15 protein-coding genes are annotated in these 19,189 nt (G+C 74.8%); 13 read left to right on the forward strand and 2 right to left on the reverse strand.

The window, feature by feature from the left end; genetic code table 11:
- Nucleotides 1-29 precede the first annotated feature (29 nt).
- The 13 genes from K7472_RS01780 (at nucleotide 30) to K7472_RS01840 (ending at nucleotide 15,532) form a co-directional block, all read left to right on the forward strand.
- Nucleotides 30-470: a cupin domain-containing protein gene (locus K7472_RS01780; RefSeq protein ID WP_222973233.1), complete on the forward strand. Its 441-nt coding sequence runs from the start codon at nucleotides 30-32 to the stop codon at nucleotides 468-470.
- Complete coding sequence (locus K7472_RS01785) at nucleotides 467-1,735, forward strand: beta-ketoacyl-[acyl-carrier-protein] synthase family protein (protein ID WP_222973235.1); 1,269 nt, start codon at nucleotides 467-469, stop codon at nucleotides 1,733-1,735. Before K7472_RS01780 ends, K7472_RS01785 begins: the two co-directional genes overlap by 4 nt.
- On the forward strand, nucleotides 1,732-2,949 hold the full coding sequence (locus K7472_RS01790) for a beta-ketoacyl synthase N-terminal-like domain-containing protein (RefSeq protein ID WP_222973237.1): 1,218 nt from the start codon (nucleotides 1,732-1,734) through the stop codon (nucleotides 2,947-2,949). Before K7472_RS01785 ends, K7472_RS01790 begins: the two co-directional genes overlap by 4 nt.
- 42 nt (nucleotides 2,950-2,991) lie before the next feature.
- Complete coding sequence (locus tag K7472_RS01795; protein ID WP_222973238.1) at nucleotides 2,992-3,249, forward strand: acyl carrier protein; 258 nt, start codon at nucleotides 2,992-2,994, stop codon at nucleotides 3,247-3,249.
- 1 nt (nucleotide 3,250) lies between these two features.
- Nucleotides 3,251-3,709 carry an SRPBCC family protein gene (locus tag K7472_RS01800; protein WP_222973239.1) on the forward strand — a complete coding sequence of 153 codons (459 nt, stop codon included), beginning with the start codon at nucleotides 3,251-3,253 and terminating at the stop codon, nucleotides 3,707-3,709.
- On the forward strand, nucleotides 3,706-4,035 hold the full coding sequence (locus K7472_RS01805; RefSeq protein ID WP_222973240.1) for a TcmI family type II polyketide cyclase: 330 nt from the start codon (nucleotides 3,706-3,708) through the stop codon (nucleotides 4,033-4,035). Before K7472_RS01800 ends, K7472_RS01805 begins: the two co-directional genes overlap by 4 nt.
- Entirely contained in the window at nucleotides 4,035-5,825 is a 1,791-nt protein-coding gene (gene accD / locus K7472_RS01810) for an acetyl-CoA carboxylase, carboxyltransferase subunit beta (protein ID WP_222973241.1), read from the forward strand. The genes K7472_RS01805 and accD overlap by 1 nt, the downstream gene beginning before the upstream one ends.
- The gene (locus K7472_RS01815; protein WP_222973242.1) at nucleotides 5,822-6,400 is read left to right on the forward strand and encodes an acetyl-CoA carboxylase biotin carboxyl carrier protein; all 579 of its coding nucleotides are present in this window, start codon (nucleotides 5,822-5,824) and stop codon (nucleotides 6,398-6,400) included. Before accD ends, K7472_RS01815 begins: the two co-directional genes overlap by 4 nt.
- Before the next feature lie 6 nt (nucleotides 6,401-6,406).
- On the forward strand, nucleotides 6,407-7,765 hold the full coding sequence (locus K7472_RS01820) for an acetyl-CoA carboxylase biotin carboxylase subunit (protein ID WP_222973244.1): 1,359 nt from the start codon (nucleotides 6,407-6,409) through the stop codon (nucleotides 7,763-7,765).
- 121 nt (nucleotides 7,766-7,886) lie between these two features.
- On the forward strand, nucleotides 7,887-8,549 hold the full coding sequence (locus tag K7472_RS01825; RefSeq protein WP_222973247.1) for a lysophospholipid acyltransferase family protein: 663 nt from the start codon (nucleotides 7,887-7,889) through the stop codon (nucleotides 8,547-8,549).
- Nucleotides 8,550-8,985: 436 nt separating this feature from the next.
- On the forward strand, nucleotides 8,986-10,302 hold the full coding sequence (locus K7472_RS01830; protein WP_222973249.1) for a hypothetical protein: 1,317 nt from the start codon (nucleotides 8,986-8,988) through the stop codon (nucleotides 10,300-10,302).
- Nucleotides 10,303-10,316: 14 nt separating this feature from the next.
- Nucleotides 10,317-12,518: a tetratricopeptide repeat protein gene (locus K7472_RS01835; RefSeq protein WP_222973251.1), complete on the forward strand. Its 2,202-nt coding sequence runs from the start codon at nucleotides 10,317-10,319 to the stop codon at nucleotides 12,516-12,518.
- Between the two features lie 158 nt (nucleotides 12,519-12,676).
- Nucleotides 12,677-15,532, forward strand: coding sequence for a helix-turn-helix transcriptional regulator (locus K7472_RS01840; RefSeq protein WP_222973253.1), 2,856 nt, complete (start codon nucleotides 12,677-12,679; stop codon nucleotides 15,530-15,532).
- 20 nt (nucleotides 15,533-15,552) lie between these two features.
- Here the strand turns inward: K7472_RS01840 and K7472_RS01845 are convergent, their stop codons facing one another.
- Both K7472_RS01845 and K7472_RS01850 read right to left on the reverse strand, forming a co-directional pair.
- Nucleotides 15,553-18,429 carry a helix-turn-helix transcriptional regulator gene (locus K7472_RS01845; RefSeq protein ID WP_222973254.1) on the reverse strand — a complete coding sequence of 959 codons (2,877 nt, stop codon included), beginning with the start codon at nucleotides 18,427-18,429 and terminating at the stop codon, nucleotides 15,553-15,555.
- A 184-nt stretch (nucleotides 18,430-18,613) separates the two neighbouring features.
- Nucleotides 18,614-19,117: a DUF4232 domain-containing protein gene (locus tag K7472_RS01850; RefSeq protein WP_222973255.1), complete on the reverse strand. Its 504-nt coding sequence runs from the start codon at nucleotides 19,115-19,117 to the stop codon at nucleotides 18,614-18,616.
- Nucleotides 19,118-19,189 lie beyond the last annotated feature (72 nt).

Here is a 19,189-nt window from a genome sequence, read left to right on the forward strand (position 1 = left end):
GCACCGTCGCGCCGACAGGAGGAGTGATCGTGAACGACGCCCCGAAGTCCCCCCGCATCGTCACCCTCGCCGACACCCCGCCCAACCGCCGCCGCGGCGGGGACCTGCGGGCCATGCTCACCCCCTCGGCGGTGGGCGCGACCAGCGGATTCATGGGCGTCGCGCTGATCGCCCCGGGGGAGCGCATCGGCGAGCACTACCATCCGTACTCCGAGGAGTTCGTCTACGTCGTCCACGGCGACCTCGAAGTCGACCTCGACGGCGCACCGCACCCGTTGCGGCCCGACCAGGGCCTGCTGGTGCCCATCGGGACCCGGCACCGGTTCCGCAACGTCGGCGACCAGCCCGCCCGCATGGTCTTCCACCTCGGCCCGCTGGCGCCCCGCCCCGACCTCGGGCACGTCGACACCGAGGAGACCCCGGCCCCCGCGCCACCGGACGCCCGCGTGCCGGGAGGCGGGGCGTCATGAACCGGCGCGTGGCCGTCACCGGCGTCGGCGTCGTCGCACCCGGCGGCGTGGGCGCCCCCGCGTTCTGGGACATGCTGACCGCCGGACGCACCGCGACCCGTGGCATCACGCTCTTCGACCCCGCCGGGTTCCGCTCGCGGATCGCCGCCGAATGCGACTTCGACCCCTACGCCCACGGACTGTCCGTCGAGGACGTCCAACGCGCCGACCGCTACACGCAGTTCGCGATGGCCGCGACCGACGAGGCGGTGCGCGACAGCGGACTCGACACCGGCGGCGAGGACCCGTGGCGGCTCGGGGTGTCCCTGGGCACCGCGGTCGGCGGCACGACCCGCCTCGAACACGACTACGTCGCGGTCAGCGACCGCGGGGCGCGCTGGGACGTCGATCCCGACCGCGCGGGACCCCATCTGCACCGCGCCTTCGCACCCAGCGCCCTCGCCTCGGAAGTGGCCGAACGCGTCGGCGCGCACGGCCCGGTGCAGACGGTCTCCACCGGCTGCACCTCGGGCCTGGACGCCATCGGCTACGCGTTCCACACCATCGAGGAGGGCCGCGCGGACGTGTGCGTCGCGGGGGCGTCCGACTCGCCCATCTCGCCCATCACGGTGGCGTGCTTCGACGCCATCAAGGCCACCTCGCCCAACAACGACGACCCCGCCCACGCCTCGCGCCCGTTCGACGCCCACCGCGACGGGTTCGTCATGGGCGAGGGCGGCGCGGTCCTGGTCCTGGAGGAGTTGGAGCACGCCAGGCGGCGTGGCGCGCGGATCCACTGCGAGATCAGCGGCTACGCCACGTTCGGCAACGCGTACCACATGACCGGGCTGACCCGGGAGGGCCTGGAGATGTCCGCGGCCATCGACGAGGCGCTGCGGCACGCCCGGCTCGATCCCACCGACATCGACTACGTCAACGCCCACGGCTCCGGCACCCGGCAGAACGACCGGCACGAGACGGCCGCAGTCAAACGGTCCCTGGGCGACCACGCCCGCACCACCCCGATGAGTTCCATCAAGTCGATGGTCGGGCACTCGCTCGGTGCCATCGGCGCGATCGAGGTCGTCGCCTGCGTGCTGGCCCTCGTGGGCGGTGTCGTCCCGCCGACCGCCAACTACGAGACACCCGATCCCGAGTGCGACCTGGACTACGTGCCGCGCCAGGCACGGCCGTCGAGGCTGCGCAACGTGCTGTCGGTCGGCAGCGGGTTCGGCGGCTTCCAGTCCGCCGTCGTCCTCGGCCGCACCGAGGGGAGCCCGCGATGAGCGGCCGGACCGTGATCACCGGGATCGGCGTCGTCGCGCCGAACGGCATCGGGGCGGACGCCTTCTGGAAGGCCACCAAGGAGGGCGTGAGCGTCCTGGACACCATCGGCCGGGACGGCTTCGACGGACTGCCGCTGCGGATCGCCGGGCAGGTCCGCGAGTTCGACGCCACCGCGATGGTCGAGGAGCGGTACGTCGTCCAGACCGACCGCTTCACCCACTTCGCGATGGCCGCCGCCGACCTCGCCCTCGCCCAGTCCGGTCCGCCCGCCCCCGGCGGCTCACCGCTGGACGTCGCCGTGGTCACCGCCGCCGGTTCCGGAGGCGGCGAGTTCGGGCAGCGGGAACTCCAGAAGCTGTGGGGGCGCGGCTCCCGGCACGTCGGCCCGTACCAGTCCATCGCCTGGTTCTACGCGGCCAGCACCGGCCAGATCTCGATCCGCGGCGGCTTCAAGGGCCCCTGCGGGGTGGTCGCCAGCGACGAGGCGGGCGGCCTGGACGCGCTCGCGCACGCCCGCCGCAGCCTGCTGCGCGGCACCCGCGCGGTGGTGGTCGGCGCGGCGGAGGCACCGCTCGCCCCCTACTCGGGGGTCTGCCAGCTCGGCTACGAGGAGTTGAGCCTCGTCCCCGATGCCGACCGGGCCTACCTGCCGTTCACCACGAGCGCCCGCGGGTTCGCCCCGGCCGAGGGCGGCGCGATGTTCGTCGTCGAGGACGAACAGAACGCGGCTGATCGCGGGGCGACTGCCCGCGCCGTCGTCGCCGGGCACGCCGCCACGTTCACCGGTGCCTCGCGCTGGGCGGAGTCCCGCGAGGGGCTGGCCCGGGCCATCCGCGGCGCCCTGGGCGACGCCCGCCTCGCGCCGAGCGACGTCGACGTGGTCTTCGCCGACGCGCTCGGCACCCCGTGGGCCGACCGGGCCGAGGCGCTCGCCCTGCGCGACGCCCTCGGCCCGCACGCCTCACGCGTACCGGTGACCGCCCCCAAGACCGGGACCGGGCGGGCCTATTGCGGCGCGCCGCTGCTGGACACCGCGGCGGCCGTGCTCGCCCTGGAGCACGACACCGTGCCGCCCACCCCGCACGTGCACGAGGTCTGCCACGACATCGACCTGGTCACCGAGCGGTCGCGGCCGGCCGAACTGCGCACCGCACTCGTCCTCAGCCGCGGGCTCATGGGCTCCAACGCCGCGCTCGTGGTCACCACACCCTGACACCACCCCACCGGAAGTCACCGCTCCCCGAAGGAGGAACCCGTGAACAGCCAGCTGACCTACGAGGAACTGTCCGGCCTGATGAGGTCGAGCGCCGGCGTCCGCGTCGAACAGGCCACCCTGGAACGCGATCCGGAGACACCGTTCGCCGAGTACGGTCTCGACTCCCTCGGACTGCTCGGCATCATCGGCGAGCTGGAGAACCGCCGCGGCACCTCGATCGCCGGCGACGTCGACGGCTGCCGTACCCCGCACGCCTTCGTCGACGCCGTCAACGCCTCACTGGCGAAGGGGGCGTGAGATGGCCGCCCACACCGAGAACGAGATCACCGTCCCCGCGCCGTTCGACACGGTCTGGGATATCACCAACGATCTGACCGGCTGGACGGACCTGTTCAGCGAGTACGCCGACGTGGAGATCCTCTCCCGCGACGGCGACCGCGTCACCTTCCGGCTCACCATGCACCCCGACGAGCAGGGACGGGTGTGGAGCTGGGTCTCGGAGCGCACCGCCGACCGCGACAACCGCACGGTCAACGCCCACCGGGTGGAGACCGGCCCGTTCGTCTTCATGGACATCCGCTGGGAGTACGAGGAGGTGCCCGACGGAACCCTGATGCGCTGGGCCCAGGACTTCGCCATGAAACCCGGCGCCCCGCTGGACGACGCGGGCATGGCCGCGATGATCGACCGCAACTCCCGCACCCAGATGGCCCTCATCAGCGACCGGATCGCCGAACAGAAGGACCGGGCCGCATGACGTACCGCACCCTCATCGTCGCCCGGATGCAACCCGGGGCGGCCGCCGACGTCGCGGAGGTCTTCGCCGACTCCGACCGCGGCGCGCTGCCCGGGCTGATCGGGGTCCGCGGACGCAGCCTGTTCCAGTTCGAGGACCTCTACCTCCACCTCGTCGAGGCCGACGAGCCACCCGGACCCCGCGTCGCCCGGCACCGGGAGCACCCGGCCTTCGTCGACGTCAGCGAGCGCCTCGCCGCCCACATCACCCCGTACGACCCGGCGACCTGGCGCACCCCGCAAGACGCCATGGCCCGCGAGTTCTACCGGTGGGAGCGGGAGGAGTGATGGATTCCGCTGACGAGACGACCACTCCGGCGGCGCGGGCGGCCCCCAGCCACGAGGTGCCGGCATGGGTCCGCTGCGACGGCTGCGAGACGCTGATCTACGGCAAGCGGTTCGCACGGAGTTTCCGGGTCTGCCCCGAGTGCGGCGACCACGCCCGGCTCACCGCGCGCGACCGCATGGATCACCTGCTCGACGCCGGGTCCGCACGGCTGCTGGAGACCGAGGGGCCGCCCCACGACCCGCTCGACTTCACCGACACCAAGCCGTACACGGACCGGCTGGCGGAGGCCAGGGACGCCACCGACCTGAGCGAGGCGGTCCTGTGCGCCCACGGCACCATCCAGGGGCAGCCGGTGGTGGCGGCCGTCATGGACTTCCGGTTCCTCGGCGGCAGCCTCGGCTGCGGCGTGGGCACCCGCATCACCCACGCGGCCCGCACCAGCCTGCGGACACGCGTGCCGCTGCTGCTGGTCACCGCGTCCGGCGGGGCCCGGATGCAGGAGGGCGCGCTGTCGCTGATGCAGATGGCCAAGACCGCACAGGCACTCGCCGACCTCGACGAGGCCGGGATCCTGGTCGTCTCGCTGATCACCGACCCGACCTACGGAGGCGTGGCCGCCTCGTACGCGACCCTCGCCGACGTCATCCTCGCCGAACCCGGCGCGCGGCTGGGGTTCGCCGGACCCCGGGTCATCGAACAGACCACCCGGGAACGGCTCCCGGCCGGATTCCAGACGGCGGAGTTCCTGCTCGGCCACGGCCTCGTCGACGACGTGGTGCCGCGCGCCGCCCTGCGCGGGCGACTGGCCAACCTGCTGGCGCTGTGCCGGCCGGGAACGGAGCCGGGGCCCGGTCAGCCGGAGTCCGGTCAACCGGCGCCCGGTCAACGGGAGTCCAGCCTTCCGGAGCCCGCCGACGCCGAGTCCGTGGCCGAACGGCCACCCGGCAAGGACGCGTTGCTGCGGAGTCTGGAGGACCTGCCACGGCGTGAGGCGTGGGAGACGGTCCGGCTCGCCCGGCACCCCGACCGGCCCACGACGACGCAGTACGCGGAACACCTGCTGGAGGACTTTCACGAACTGCACGGGGACCGCTCCGCCGCGGACTGCCCGGCGCTCATCGGCGGTCCCGGCAGGCTCGACGGCCATCCGGTGATGCTCATCGGCCACGACAAGGGCGGCCCGCGTCTCGCCGAACGACAACGCTGTCACTTCGGCATGGCGACCCCCGCGGGCTACCGCAAGGCGGCGCGGTTGATGCGCATGGCGGCCAAACTCGGCCTGCCCGTCGTCGCGTTGATCGACACACCCGGCGCCAACCCGGGCGCCGACGCCGAATCCGGCGGGCAGGCCGTCGCCATCGCGGAGAACCTGCGGCTGATGTCGCGGCTGCCGGTGCCGATCATCGCGGCGATCACCGGCGAGGGCGGCAGCGGCGGAGCGCTCGCCCTGGCCGTCGCCGATCGCGTGCTGATCAGCGTCAACGGCATCTACTCGGTCATCAGCCCGGAAGGCTGCGCCGCGATCCTGTGGAAGGACGCCGAGGCGGCCCCGGAAGCCGCCAGCGCCCTGCGACTGCACGCCCGCGACCTGCTGCGCCTCGGTGTGGTCGACGGGGTCGTGCCGGAGCCCGCGGGCGGCGCGCACCAGGACCACACCGAGGCCGCCGCGCTGCTCGGCAGGGCGCTCACCACGACCCTGCGGGGGCTGGTGCCCTGGGACCCCGAGGAACTGCTGCGGGCCCGGCACGAACGATTCCACCGCTTCGGACTGGAAGAGACATCACAGTGAAGACCAACAGCGAAAAGTGGACCGAACCGATCGTGCGCGCCCCGCTGGACGAGCACGAACCACGGCCTGAACACCCGCCGCGCCAGGCCGACGTCGAGCGGCTCTGCCACGGCGTCGCCGACCTCGCGCGCACCTTCGACGAGCCACCGCGCCGGATCAGGCTGCGCAGCGGCACGGCCTGCGTCGAGGTCGAGTGGCCCGCGGCCCCCGCCGCCCCGGCGCCGCTCCCCACAGGTCCGACGGGACTCGCCTCCGCGGACCGGCAGGAGCACGCCGCGACCGGCCGCACCGCGGACGACGGCGCCGGACGCGACACCACGCACTACGTGAACGCGCCCGGCGTGGGCACCTTCTACCACGCCTCCGAGCCCGGCGCGCCCGCGTACGTCTCGGTCGGGGACGTGGTGCGGCCCGGGCAGCCGGTGGGCGTGCTGGAGGTCATGAAGATGATGAGCACCATCGAGGCGGACGCCGCCGGGCGGGTCGTGGAGGTCCTCGCCAAGGACGCCCAGGGAGTCGAGTACGACCAGCACCTGATCGCGCTGGAACCGCTCGCCACGACCCCGGAGGAGTGAACCGCCGTGTTCTCCACCGTACTTGTCGCCAACCGCGGCGAGATCGCCCTGCGCGTCGCCCGCGCCTGCCGTGAACTGGGCATCCGTACCGTCGCGGTGTACTCCACCGCCGACCGCGACTCCGCGGTGGTCCGGTTCGCCGACGACGCGGTGCACATCGGGCCCGCACCGGCCAAGGCCGGGTACCTCAACATCCCCGCCGTCGTGGAGGCCGCCCGGCTCGTGGGCGCCGAGGCGCTGCACCCCGGCTACGGGTTCCTGTCCGAGGATCCCGACTTCGCGGAGGTCTGCGAGGCGGAGGGCATCACCTTCATCGGGCCCTCGCCGCAGGTGATGCAGCGTCTCGGCGACAAGGCGGCCTGCCGCGCGCTGATGGCCGACGCGGGACTGCCGGTCCTGCCGGGCAGCACCGGCGCCCTGACCTCGGCGGCGGAGGCCAAGGACGTGGCGCGGCACACCGGTTACCCGGTCATCCTCAAGGCGGTGGCCGGAGGCGGCGGCCGGGGCATGGCCGTCGTCCGCGACCCCGCCGACCTGGTCGCGGCCTACCGCGCCACCCGCGCCCAGGCCTTCGCGGTCTTCGCGGACGACCGGCTGTACCTGGAGCGGTACGTGGAGCAGGCCCGCCACGTCGAGGTGCAGGTGCTGTGCGACCGGCACGGCGGCGCCGTCCACCTGGGAGAGCGGGACTGCTCGGTGCAGCGCCGCCACCAGAAGCTCATCGAGGAGTCCCCGGCCCCCGGACTGACCCCCACGCTGCGCGACCGGATGTGCGAGACGGCCGTGCGCGGCGCGCTGGCCGCCGGGTACACCGGCGCGGGCACCTTCGAGTTCGTCCTCACCCCGGAGGACGACTTCTACCTGATGGAGGTCAACTGCCGCCTCCAGGTGGAGCATCCGGTCACCGAGATGGTCACCGGCATCGACATCGTCAGGGAGCAGATCCTCATCGCCGACGGACAGCGCCTGGCCTTCCGTCAGGAAGACGTCGTGCCCAGGGGAGTCGCCATCGAGTGCCGGGTCAACGCGGAGGACCCGGCCCGCGACTTCGCGCCCGCCCCCGGCACGCTGACCGAGTTCGTCCCGCCGGGCGGCCCGTTCGTACGGGTCGACACCCACGCCTTCGCCGACTGGCAGGTCGGACCGCACTACGACTCGCTGCTCGCCAAGGCCGTGGTGTGGGCGCCGGACCGCGAGCAGGCCAGGGCCCGGATGGACCGGGCGCTGGGGGAGTTCAGGATCGACGGCGCGGGGATGCGCACCACGTCGGAGTTCCTGCGCTCGGTCCTGGCCCATCCGCGGTTCCGCGCCGCCTCCCACACCACGTCCCTGGTCGCGGCGATGGCCGACGAGGCGGCGGTCTGACACCCGAGGTCCCCACCCACGCGGGACGGCGGGAGAATTGAGTGCGCGTACTCATGACGCGTGCCGTGGGCCACCGCCACAGTGGGCGGTCAGCCGACACACCGTGAGGGAAGGGCCGACCGTGCTCACTTCAACCGCCGCCGCCGTGGTCCCCGTCTTCGGCAGGCTGACGATCAGCGACGAGGCGGGTGACGCCCTCGCGTCCGGCGGCATCGTCGCCGCCAACCACACCTCGCTCGCCGACCCCGCCCTCGTGCTTGCCGCCCTGCACCGCGTGGGTGTGCGGCCTGTCGTGCTCGCCGCCGCCGGGCTGTGGCGGATCCCGCTGCTGGGCCGGATGCTGACCCGCGAGGGCTGCGTCCCCGTCCACCGGGACTCCGGTCGCGGCGCGATCGCGCTGGAGGCCGCGACCGCGGCGCTCGCCGCCGGGCGGCACATCCTGATCTACGGCGAAGGCAGGCTGCCGCGCCGCCGGGACGCGGGCGAGGCGGCGCCCGAGACGTTCCGGTCCGGTCTCGCGCGCCTGGCGCTGGAGTCCGGTGCGCCGGTCCTTCCGGTCGGGCAGGCCGGAGCCCGCAGATTCGCCTCCGGCCACGGCGTCAAGCAGGTCTCCGGTGTGCTGACCGCGCCGCTGCGCCGGCCCAGGGCCCACGTGCACTTCGGCGCGCCGGTGCACCTGACCGGCAGGGTGCCGGACGCCACCGCCCAGGCGCGCGACGCGGTGACCGCCGCGTGGCGCACGGCCGTCGAGACGCTGGGGGAGCCGGTGGTCCTCGCGGCCTGAGGGGGCGTCACCGGGCGTGGGCCGTGGGCGTCCGGGCCATGTGCCTCATCGGCACGTGAAGCGGCGCCACCACGACATCGGGTGGCAGTTGTAGGGGTTCCCCCAATGTCGCGATTCCGCGTGAGTGCCAGGCTGCTGTCCGGTCGGAAGACCGACCGCAGCGCGGTAACGCGCAATCGCGTCACGGACGTCCCACCCGGGGCGTCCGCGTGTCCTCAGGACGGAGAACCCGATGAAGAAGATCGCCATCCGCAAGCCCGGTTCCGTGCGTCTGACCTCCGCCGCCCACGCGCTCTACGGCGGCTCCTGCGGCATCATCATCGCCAAGGCCTGACGCGTCGGCGCGTTACCGCGAAGGAGAGCCCGGTCCACGGGGGCCGGGCTCTCCTCCCGCCCCCACGGTCCACCCCGCCGAACCGACTGGAGCGCACCGGCCGTGTCCACCGTGATCCCAGGCGACGAACTCCCCGGCGAGCCGGTACCGTCCGGCGAGGCCGCACCCGTCGGCGCGTCACCCGGCGACGTGCCGACGGGCGGCGCCCCGGCGCCCGTACCGCCCGGCGCGCCCGTCCGCCTGTACCCGCTGACCTATCTGGACGAGGGCGACGAGGTCACCGTGGGCCGCCCCGACATCGACTCCTACGCGGTGCTGCCCGCGGACGGCGCGGCACTGCTGCGCCGGCTCGGCGACGGTGTTCCGCCCGCTCAGGCCGCCGCGTGGTACCGGCAGACCTACGGCGAGCCCGTCGACATCGACGACTTCGTGGACACGCTGCGGGAGCTGGACTTCGTCCGGGAGACCGGCGACGACGCGGAACCGGCGCCCCGGCCGGTGCGATGGCGGGCCCTGGGCGCCGCCGTCTTCTCACCCGTCGGCGCGATCTGCCTCGCCGCGCTGCTGACGGCATGGGTGGTGGCCATGGTCCGCTCACCGGCGCTGGTCCCCACGTACCACAACCTGTTCTTCACCCGGTACATGACCGTCCTCGAACTGGTCACGTTCGTCTGCCAGTTCCCGCTGATCCTGCTGCACGAGGCCGCCCACGCGCTCGCCGGGCGACGGCTCGGGCTGCGCTCCCGGCTGTCCATCGGGCGGCGCCTGTACTACGTGGTGTTCCAGACCACGATGGACGGCCTGGTGTCGGTGCCGCGCCGCAAACGCTACGTGCCGATGCTCGCCGGAATCCTCACCGACCTCGCCGTCCTCGCCGCGCTCACCCTGGGCGCTGCGGCCACCGAAGGGCCGGACGGCACCCCCTCGACGACCGGACGCATCCTGCTGGCGCTCGCCTACATGACGCTGCTGCGGGTGTCGTGGCAACTGTGGTTCTATCTGGAGACCGATCTGTACTACGTCGTCGTCACCGTGCTGGACTGCGTCGACCTGCAGGCCACCGCCCGCGACGTGCTGCGGCAACGGTTCAACCGGATACTGGGCCGCCCGCACACCGTGCCGGACGAGACACGGTGGCATCCGCGCGACCTGTCGGTCTCGCGCTGGTACTCCTGGCTGCTGCTGGTCGGCTGGACCGTCTCGATCGGCACGCTGCTCGCGGGCGTGCTGCCGGTCGCCGTACGGGTGCTGTCCACCGTCCTGGGACGCCTGGTCACCTCCCACACGCACGGCACCGCCGGCCTGCTGGACAGCGTGGGCTTCCTCGTCATCAACATCGCCCAACTCGCCGTCATCGCCCACCTGGTGCGACGCGAACGCCACGCGCGCCGGACCCGGCCGTCCACCGTCCCGTCCTGACCGGAGGAACACCCATGACCGTGACGCCCCGGCACCAGTGGATCGAGGCCCCGCGCCGGTCCCAGCGGGCCAGGACCGCCGAACTGGCGCGAACCACCCAGGAGTTGACGCCGGTCGTCGACGCACACCGGCGGCTGCGCGGCCCCTACACGGCGGCGGGCACCATCGCGCGGGCCCTGGTTCCCCTGATCCTGGAAACGGCACCCGGCACGGTGACCGACCACACCATCGAACTGCTCACCGTGGCACCCGAGTTGCGCGGCACCGTGCCCGCCACCCGGGAGACGCTCACCTCGCTCGCCGTGCCCGAGGAGCGCACCCGCTTCTACTCCCGGCTGCGCACCCTGCGGATCGCGCACGGCCTCGCCGAGTTCCTGCGCGATCACGCCGCGAACGCCCCGGGCGGCCCGTACGGCCTGACCGTCGAGAACGTGCACGCCGCCGACGCGACCGACCGCGAACTGCTGGCCGTCCTGCTGCGCAGGATCGACCCCGCGCTGCTGCGCCTGACCCTGTGCGGCGCCCCCGACGGCGCGGAGGCCGCGGAAGGCACCGAGTCGCTCGCCGAGGCCCTGGAACGCCACGCCGAACGGGTCGAGCCCCTGCCGCTCAGCGAGGCCGACACGCTCGTGCTCTCCGGTTCGCGGGACCTCGCGTGGGAGTACATCGCCTCCGACTGCACCGACGACACCCCTGCGCTGAAGGCCGCCTACCACGCGCTGCCGCTTCCCGAACGCGCCGCGCTGCACGACCGCAGGGCGGCGGAACTGGAGGCCACCGGCGAGGCGTCCCTCCTGCTCGGCGCCGTCCCGTACCACCGCGAACACGGCACCGATCCGGCCGGCGTCGGAGTGCGCGCCCTGCGCACCGGGCTCGACACCTGCATCGACACCGGCTTCTACGAGGCCACCGTCGACTTCGGCAGACGCGGGCGCGCGCTGGTCGACCAGGACCGCGACCGCGACCAGTGGTGGGCGTTCACCACCAAGATGACCACCTCGCTCGCGGCGCTGTCGCGCCCCGAGGAGGCCGAGGCGCTCTACGACGAGGCCCGGGCCCTGTGCGCCGACCCGGCCGTCCACCTCCAGGCCGCCTACGCCACCGCCATGCTCTACACCCGCCACCACGGCACCGAGCGGCGCGACCACCAGACCGCGCTCGGCTGGATCAACGAGGCCATCGCCCTCTCCACCCTGCTGCCCGACGAGCGGCAACGCGCCTTCCACACCGTCTTCCACCAGAACGGCCTGGCCCTCATCGAGAACCACCTCGGCCGCCCCGAGGAGGCGTTGCGCCTGGTCACCGAGGGACTGGCGCGCCTGGAGCGGGAGTTGGGCCCGGACGAGCACCGGCTGCACCGCTCCGTGCTGCGCTACAACCGCGCCCAGGTGTACGCGGGCCTCGGCCGCCTCGACGAGGCACTCGACGACTTCACCGACGTCATCGCCGAGGACCCCAACTACCCCGAATACCACTTCGACCGGGCGGGCGTGCTGCGGCGGCTCGGACGCGACGACGAGGCGCTGACGGAGTACGAGACCGCGATGCGGCTCAGCCCGCCCTTCCCCGAGCTGTACTACAACCGCGGTGACCTCAGAGCGGCCCGTGGGAACGTCGACGGGGCGCTCGCCGACTTCGCCTACGTCCTCGACATCGAGCCGCGCTACGTGGACGCCCACGTCAACCTGGCCGGGCTGCTGGTGGAGATCGGCGACACCCGGTGGGCGGCCGAAGTGGTCGCCGCCGGGCTCGCGGTGGACCCCGCCAACGCCTACCTGCTGTGCCTGCTGGGACGCCTGGAGTCGGAAGCGGGCCACGCCGACCGGGCCCGCGCCGCGCTGGACGCCGCCGTAGCGGCCGACCCGCGCTGTGCCGAGGCCCTCGCCACCCGCGCGGTCCTGTCCTTCGAGACCGGCGACCTTCCGGGAGCCGTCGAGGACTTCAGCCGTTCACTGGAGATCGCGCAGGATCCGGTCGTGCTCTTCAACCGCGGCAGCGTCCACGAAGAACTGGGCCGCTGGAAGGAGGCCGCCGCCGACTTCGACCGCGTCGTGGAACTCGACCCGGAGGGGCCGGACGGCTGGCTGCGGCGCGGCGCGTGCCGGTTGCGGCTCGGCGACGAACCCGGCGGCCGGTCCGACCTGCGGCGCTTCACCGCGCTGGCGCCCGAGCGGGCCCCCGAGGCGGTGGCGCTCGGCGCCCCGGCGGGCGGCTGACGGGGGAGCGCCCGCGCCGGGGGCCTGCCGGGTCCGGCGCGGGCGCGGTATGACGGTGGGAGGGACCGGCGCCGCCTCGGGGCGGCGGACGGGGCCGGGCGGGGCGACCCGCCACGGGTGTCGTGCCCCGGGAGGAGTCCCGCGGCTTCGGGGGAGCCATGGAACGAGTCGACCCAGGCGGACGTACGGCTCATGCGCACCGGGCACGGGCGGCCGGGCCGCGCGCGGCCTTCCCGGAGCGGGCCCTGCCCGTCCCGATGACCGGCCGGGACCGCGAACTCGCCCGCGTGCTAGAGGCGTTGACCGGCACCGACTCGGGAGGGACACCGTTCGTCGAGGTCACCGGCGACCCGGGGACCGGCAAGAGCCTTCTGCTCACCGAGGCGTGCGAACGCCTCGCGGCCCGGGGCACGGTCGTCATCCGCTCCGACGCCGCGCGCGTCACCGGCGCCGTGCTGTCCGTGCTGCCCGCCCGCAGCCGCTCCGGACGGCGGCTCCTGCTCGTCCTGGACGACCTGCACCGCGCCACCCCCGAAGCGTTGGACGCGTTGCGCCGCCTGCGCCCGGCCGTGCTGTGCGCGTACCGCGCCCGCCGCACGCCGCCCGGCCTGGCCCGGCTCCTGCGGGAACTGCCGGCCGACCGCGAACGGGTGGGCGTCGACCTCGGCCCGCTCGACCCGGCCGACGCCCGGCGGCTGACAGGCCTGCCCGTGGACGGCGAGGACGCGGCCTGGTGCGCCCGGGCCGGCGGGGGAGTGCCGCGCCACGTCATCTGGGTGGCGCGCAGCCCCCGCCTGCCCTCGGCGGCACGACGCCGCGCGGGGGACGGCTTCACCGACCTGCTGCCGCTGCCCGCGCACCCGGTCGTGGACGCCGAACTCGACGCCCTGGACGGCGTGTTGGGGCGGGTCGCCCGTGCGGCCGCGGTGGTCGGCGACCCCTTCGCGGCCGAACCCACGGCCGCCGTCGCGGGCGTGGACGCCGCGACGTTCCTCGCCGCCGTCGACGAACTGGTCCGGCGCGATCTCGTACGACCCGACACCGAGGGCTGCGGTCTGCTGCGCTTCCGGCACCCCCTGGTACGCGCCCGCCTCTACCAGCGGATGCCTGTCGCCGACCGCCTCGTGGCCCACCGGCACGCCGCCACCCTGCTCGCCGCGACCGGCACGCCCGCCGCGCGCGCCCGCCATCTGTCCCGGTGTGCGCCGGCCACCGATGCCGAGGCCGCGGCGGCGCTGGCGCGGGCGGCGGCGCGCGACCTGGACCGGTACCCGGCCCGGGCGGTGGTGTGGGCGGGCGAGGCGCTACGACGCCTGCCCGCACGGGCGGCCCGCGAGCGGAGCCGGACGCTGGTGCTGCTCGCGGAGGCGCTGGGCTCCGACGGACGCCTGCGCGAGGCGCGGACGGTGCTGGGGACCGCGGCCGCCGCGGCGGCCGACCCCGGGCAACGAGCCGCCGTGGCACGCCTGAGCGCGCGCTACGCCCGCCTGCTGGGGCGGCACGCCGAGGCGGCCGACGCGCTGGGCCGGGAACCCACGGGCGGCGGGGATCCGGACTCCGCCGTGCGCGACCCCTTGACCCGGGCGGGCCTGCGGTGGGAGGCGGCCGTCGGCGCGCTGGCCGCGGGGGACACGGCCACGGCCCGGCGGTCGGCCACGCAGTCATGGGACTTCCCGCGCCCTCAGGCCCCGGACTCGCGGCTGCGCGGTGCGGTACTGCGGGCGGCGACGGAGGCGTTCGATCACGGCCCACGCGTGGCCGATCACCAACTACTGGGCGTCGTGCGGGAGTTCGACGCCCTGCCCGATCCGGCGCTGGTGCCGATGCTGGACGCCGTGATCCTCACCGCCGCGGCGCGCCGCGCGGTCGGTCCCACGACGGAGGCCGCGCGGCTCGCCGACCGCGCGGTGGGAATCGCCCGGCACGCGGGTCAACGCGGCGTGCTGCCGGACGCGTTACTGGTCAAGGCCGCCGCACTCCTGGACCTCGGCGCGCTCGACGCGGCCGTCGCCTGCTGCGGTGACGCGGCGCGCCTGGCCCGGGACACCGGGGCCGCGGAACACACCGGTGGGGCGCTCGCGCTGCTGGCGGAGTGCGAACGCCACGGCTCGGGGAACGGCCCCGGCGCCGCGTACCAGCAGGCGCGGCGCGCGCTGGAGGGCCGCCCGGCCTCCCGGCTCACCGTCCTGGCGCGCGCCCGGCTGTGGTCGGTCTCGCCCGCGGGGCGGGCCTGCGGTCTCGTGGCGATCGCAGGCGGCGAGGGCCTGCCGGGGCTCGACCGCTGTGAACGCCCGCGCTGGATGCGGGTGCTGGCCGAGGCGGAACTGCGCGGCGGGGACGCCGAGGCCGCCCGGGTCTGGGCGCGCCGGGCCGCGGAGGCCGCCGCCGACCTCGGCTCTCCCGTGCAGACGGCGCACGCGCTGGCGGCGGGGGCCGCCGTCGCGCTGGCCCGCGGCGGCTTCCCGGCGGCCGGGGGCGCGGCGCGTTCGGCGGCGGCGGCGTTCGGGCGGGCGGGGCTGGCGCTGGAGGAGGGCGCGGCGCTGCTGTCGCTGGCCCGCGCGCTCGCGGGGGAGTGGCGGTGGGCGCTGGTGCCGCCGGTGCTGGCCAGGGTCCGCGGCATCGCCGCCGAGTGCGGCTCCCGGCGGCTGCACGGGCTGGCGGTGGCGGAACAGCGCAGGGTGATGTCGCTGGCCGGGCGTGTGCCGGAGGGCGCGCGGACGTTCGCCGACCCGCCCGGCGGCGGCACCGAAGCGGTACCCGCGACGAGCGCCGGGGAGGCGGTGGGAGCCCTGCCGCCGCGCGGTGGACCGCCCGTCCTCACCCGCCGCGAGTCGCAGATCACCGGACTGGTCGCCAGCGGCCTGCCGAACAGTCAGGTGGCGGCCCGACTCGGAGTCAACGCCAAGACCGTCGAGGCCCATCTCACCCGGATCTACCGCAAGTTGGGCGTCACCCGGCGCTCGTCCCTGGTCTCGCTGCTCACTGCGGGGACACCCGGCGGGCCCGAATCCTAGGGACGTCACCCCGAGCCGCCTCACGGCGTGCGCGCGGCGCCTGGCGCTGTCGTCGTGCCGTCGCCGGAGATCTCGTGCGTGCCCATCGCCACGAGAGCGGAGCGAGACGTCACCCCGAGCTTGCGGTAGGCCCGGGTCAGATGCGCCTCGACCGCCTTGACGGTCACGTGCAGCCGGTCCGCCACCTGCGCGTTGGTCAGACCTGAGCGCACCAGCGTGACCACGTCGTGCTCTCGGTGCGTCAGGCCCGCCGGGCGCACCCGCTCGCCCGGCGGGGTCGCGGCGGCGGGCGGGCGGACGTCCGCCGTGCTCGACGGGCTCAACTGGCCGTAGCGGTACGCCGCCCGGTCGGCCAGGCTCCGGGCGCCCCCGGCGTCGCCGATGGTCCAGGCCCGCGACAGCTCCGTCCGCGCCGCCCCCACCCTTCCCGAGGCGGCCCGCGCCTCGGCGGCCAGCAGTCGGCAGCGCGCCTCCTCCAGCGGCTGGCCGCAGCGCTCGAACGTCGCCGCCGCCCACCGCGCGACCGAGGCCGCGCCGACCGGATCGCCGGTGCGCAGCAGCAGTTCCGCCCGTGCGGCCAGCGCGTGCCCCCGCTGGGCGGGCAGCGCGACAGCGGCCGCCCGCGTCAGCGCCTCCCGTACCAGGGGCTCCGCCTCGTGCGGCCGTCCGAGCAGCATCAGCGCCTCCGCCTGCACGGCGAGCCACATCGGCAGGGCGCACACGTCGACCCCCGGCATTCCCGGGCCACCGCCCGCGTCGTCCAGGATCCGCAACGCCTCCAGCGCGTCGCCCTCCAGCAGCCTGACCCGGGCCAGGATCCGCCGGGCGACCCCCGTCCACCAGCCACGGCCCCGGCCGCCCAGCCGCACCGCCTGCTCCGCCACCGCAGCCGCCCCCGCGGGACCGTCCCGCCACAGCAGCGCCCCGGCCCGCATCGACAACGCGAACGCCAGCATCGGATCACTGCGCAGCAGGCGGCTGCGCTCCTCCGCCTCGTCGGCGGCGCGCAGGGCCGCGCGCACGTCACCGAGGCGCAGGACGGCGAGGATCTGGCCGACGAGCAGATACGTCGACAGATGACTCTGCCCGGTGCGTTCCGCGGCCCGCAGCCCCCGGGTGAAGTGTTCACTCGCCCGCCCGGGCTGCTCCAACAGCACCTGCGCCCAACCGAGTTGACCCAGACAGTCCAGCAGCGGCGCAAGCTCCTCGTCGGAGCGGCCGGACAGCAGCCCGGTGGCCTGCCGCGCGGCTTCAAGGGCGTGCGGAACGCTGCCCCGGCAGGCCTCGACGAGGGCCCGGGTGCCCAGTGCGAGCAGCCGCGCCTCGTCGGCGACGGATCCGTCGGCGGCCGCCCGCACCGCCCGCCGCACGTGGCCGACCGCCTGGTGCCGTCCCGCCAGCACCTCGCAGGACGCCCGCAGCGCCAGCACCGACGGCAGGTCGGGGCCACCGCGCCGCGACTCCTCGTGGAGCACGGCGGCACCCTCCTCGTACTTGCCCTGCATCCGGTCGACCAGCGACAGCAGCCGCAACGCTGCCGCCCGATGCGGTGCATCGGACGGCAGCGCCGCCAGCAGATCGTGCAGGATGCGCCGCCCGCGTTCGAGGTCACCGGCCGCCGCGCAGGCGTGCGCCAGCAGCAGCGACAGCTCGCACCGCGCCTCGGACTCCTCTTCCGGGAGCAGGGGCAGCGCGCGGCTGAGCCAGTGCGCGGCCGACGCCGGAACGCTGGTGAGCACCGAACGGGCCGCCCGGACCAGTACCGCCGCCGCCTCCCGGTCGCCGGGCGCGGCGCTGCGCGCGACGTGCGGGGCGAGCGCGGTCGCGGGCGCTCCGCGTTCCGCCAGCGCGGCGACGATCCGCCGATGGGTGACCAGCCGCCAGCCGGGGCCCGCGTCCTGGTAGACGGCGTGACGCAGCACGGGGTGCCGGAAGCACAGCAGCCGGCCGCCGGAGGGCTCTGGGCGCACCAGGTCGCGTTCCCGCAGCCCGTCCAGCAGCGCCGCCGCGTCGGGCGCCTCGGCGTGGGCGAGCCCGCTCACGAACTCCGGGTCGAAGGGGTCGCCGACGACGGCGGCCGTGCGCAGCACCGCCAGCGGCGCCGGGTCGAGCGCGCGGGCCTCCGCGAGCAGCACCTGCGCGACCGCGTCGGCCACGTCGCCGGGCGGGCCGTCCGCCTCTCCGTGCCCGTCCGCGGCCCGCAGGCCCTCGGGCCCCGCGGTCATCAGGGCCCGGGCGTACAGCGGATTGCCCTCGCAGCGGGCGTGCAGCCCGGGCGGGCAGAAGGCGCCGAGGAAGCGGGCGAGCGCGGCCACGTCCTCCTCCGACAGCGGCCGGGGCACGATGCGCTCCCGGTGGAAGGCGGCGGAGGTCCCGGCCAGGGCGTCGACCAGCAACTCGCCCGTCTGGCGCGGCCGGTGGGCCACAGCGATCATCAACGGCCGGGCGGGCGTGCCGCGCAGGATGTGCCGGAGCAGTTCCAGCGAGCCGTTGTCCGCCCAGTGCAGGTCGTCGAGGACGACGACCACCGGGCCGCCGCCACCGAGTCCGTCGAGCCGTTCCGCCATCTCCCGGTGGAACCGGCCACGTTCGAGCCCGGGAAGCGAGCCCGGGGGCGGTGGGGACGCCTCGCCGTCGAGGAACGCGGCGAACGCCGAGAAAGGACGGGCCCGTTCGTACTCGCTGCACCGCCCGGCGACCACGGTGGCCCCGCCGCACCGGGCGATCCTGGCGAGTTCGTCCAGCAGCCGGGTCTTGCCCATCCCGGGCTCACCGGTGATCTCCATCAGGACCGACCGACCCTCGCCCAGGCAGGCGAACGCCCGCTGCAACCGGCGCAGTTCGCTCCCGCGCCCGACGAGACCGTGCGCGTCCGCCGTACGTCTTCGGCCACTCATTTCCGACCCCCCGTAGGCCGCGTCCCACCGCGTGAGCCGAGGCTAGTGCGCGGGGCGGACCGTACTGCGGTGGTGTGCGCGGAATGACCGGAACTCTCTCATGGCCTTCGGTCGCCGCGAGCGTCGCGGTACGGGAGCGGGCACCGTGGGGCACGCGTGACACGCGCCCCACGGTGACGAGGCGTCAGGAACTCGGCTTGGTCAGCGAGAGCGCGGTGACCGACAGCCGGCCGGCACCGACCGGCTCCTTGAACGCCACCGTCTTGTACGTACGGGCGTTGGGCGGCGTGACGACCAGGTAGCTGGAGTGGGTGATCTGCGGGTACGCGGTGGCCCACGACAGATCGGCCCAGGCGTCGGCGCCCGGCTTGAGGGTGAGGGTGCGCACGCCCGGCGTCGGGTCGAAGTACGTCGAGCCCCACGTGACGTCGGACTTGAGCGTCTTGTGGGCGGAGTCCTGGAGGCCGAGGCCCGGGTAGCCACGCAGCAGACAGGTGTGACCGCTGGTGTTGGTGAAGCGCAGGAACACGCCATCGTGGCTCATCCCCGCCTGTCCCGGTGCGTTCTGCACGGTGACGCGCAGTCCGCTGGTGTCGCAGCGCGGCGCGGAGACCGCCTGGTGGGGCGTGGCGGCCTGGGCGGACGTGACGCCCAGGCCCACGGTTGCTGCGGCGGTTACGGCCGTCAAGGCCAATATGCGACGCATATGGTGTCCTTACCTGAGGAGTGGTCGTGGGTGAACCGGATCCCCGTTCGCCCG

The sequence above is a fragment of the Streptantibioticus parmotrematis genome (assembly GCF_019890615.1).
Lineage (GTDB): Bacteria > Actinomycetota > Actinomycetes > Streptomycetales > Streptomycetaceae > Streptantibioticus_D > Streptantibioticus_D parmotrematis.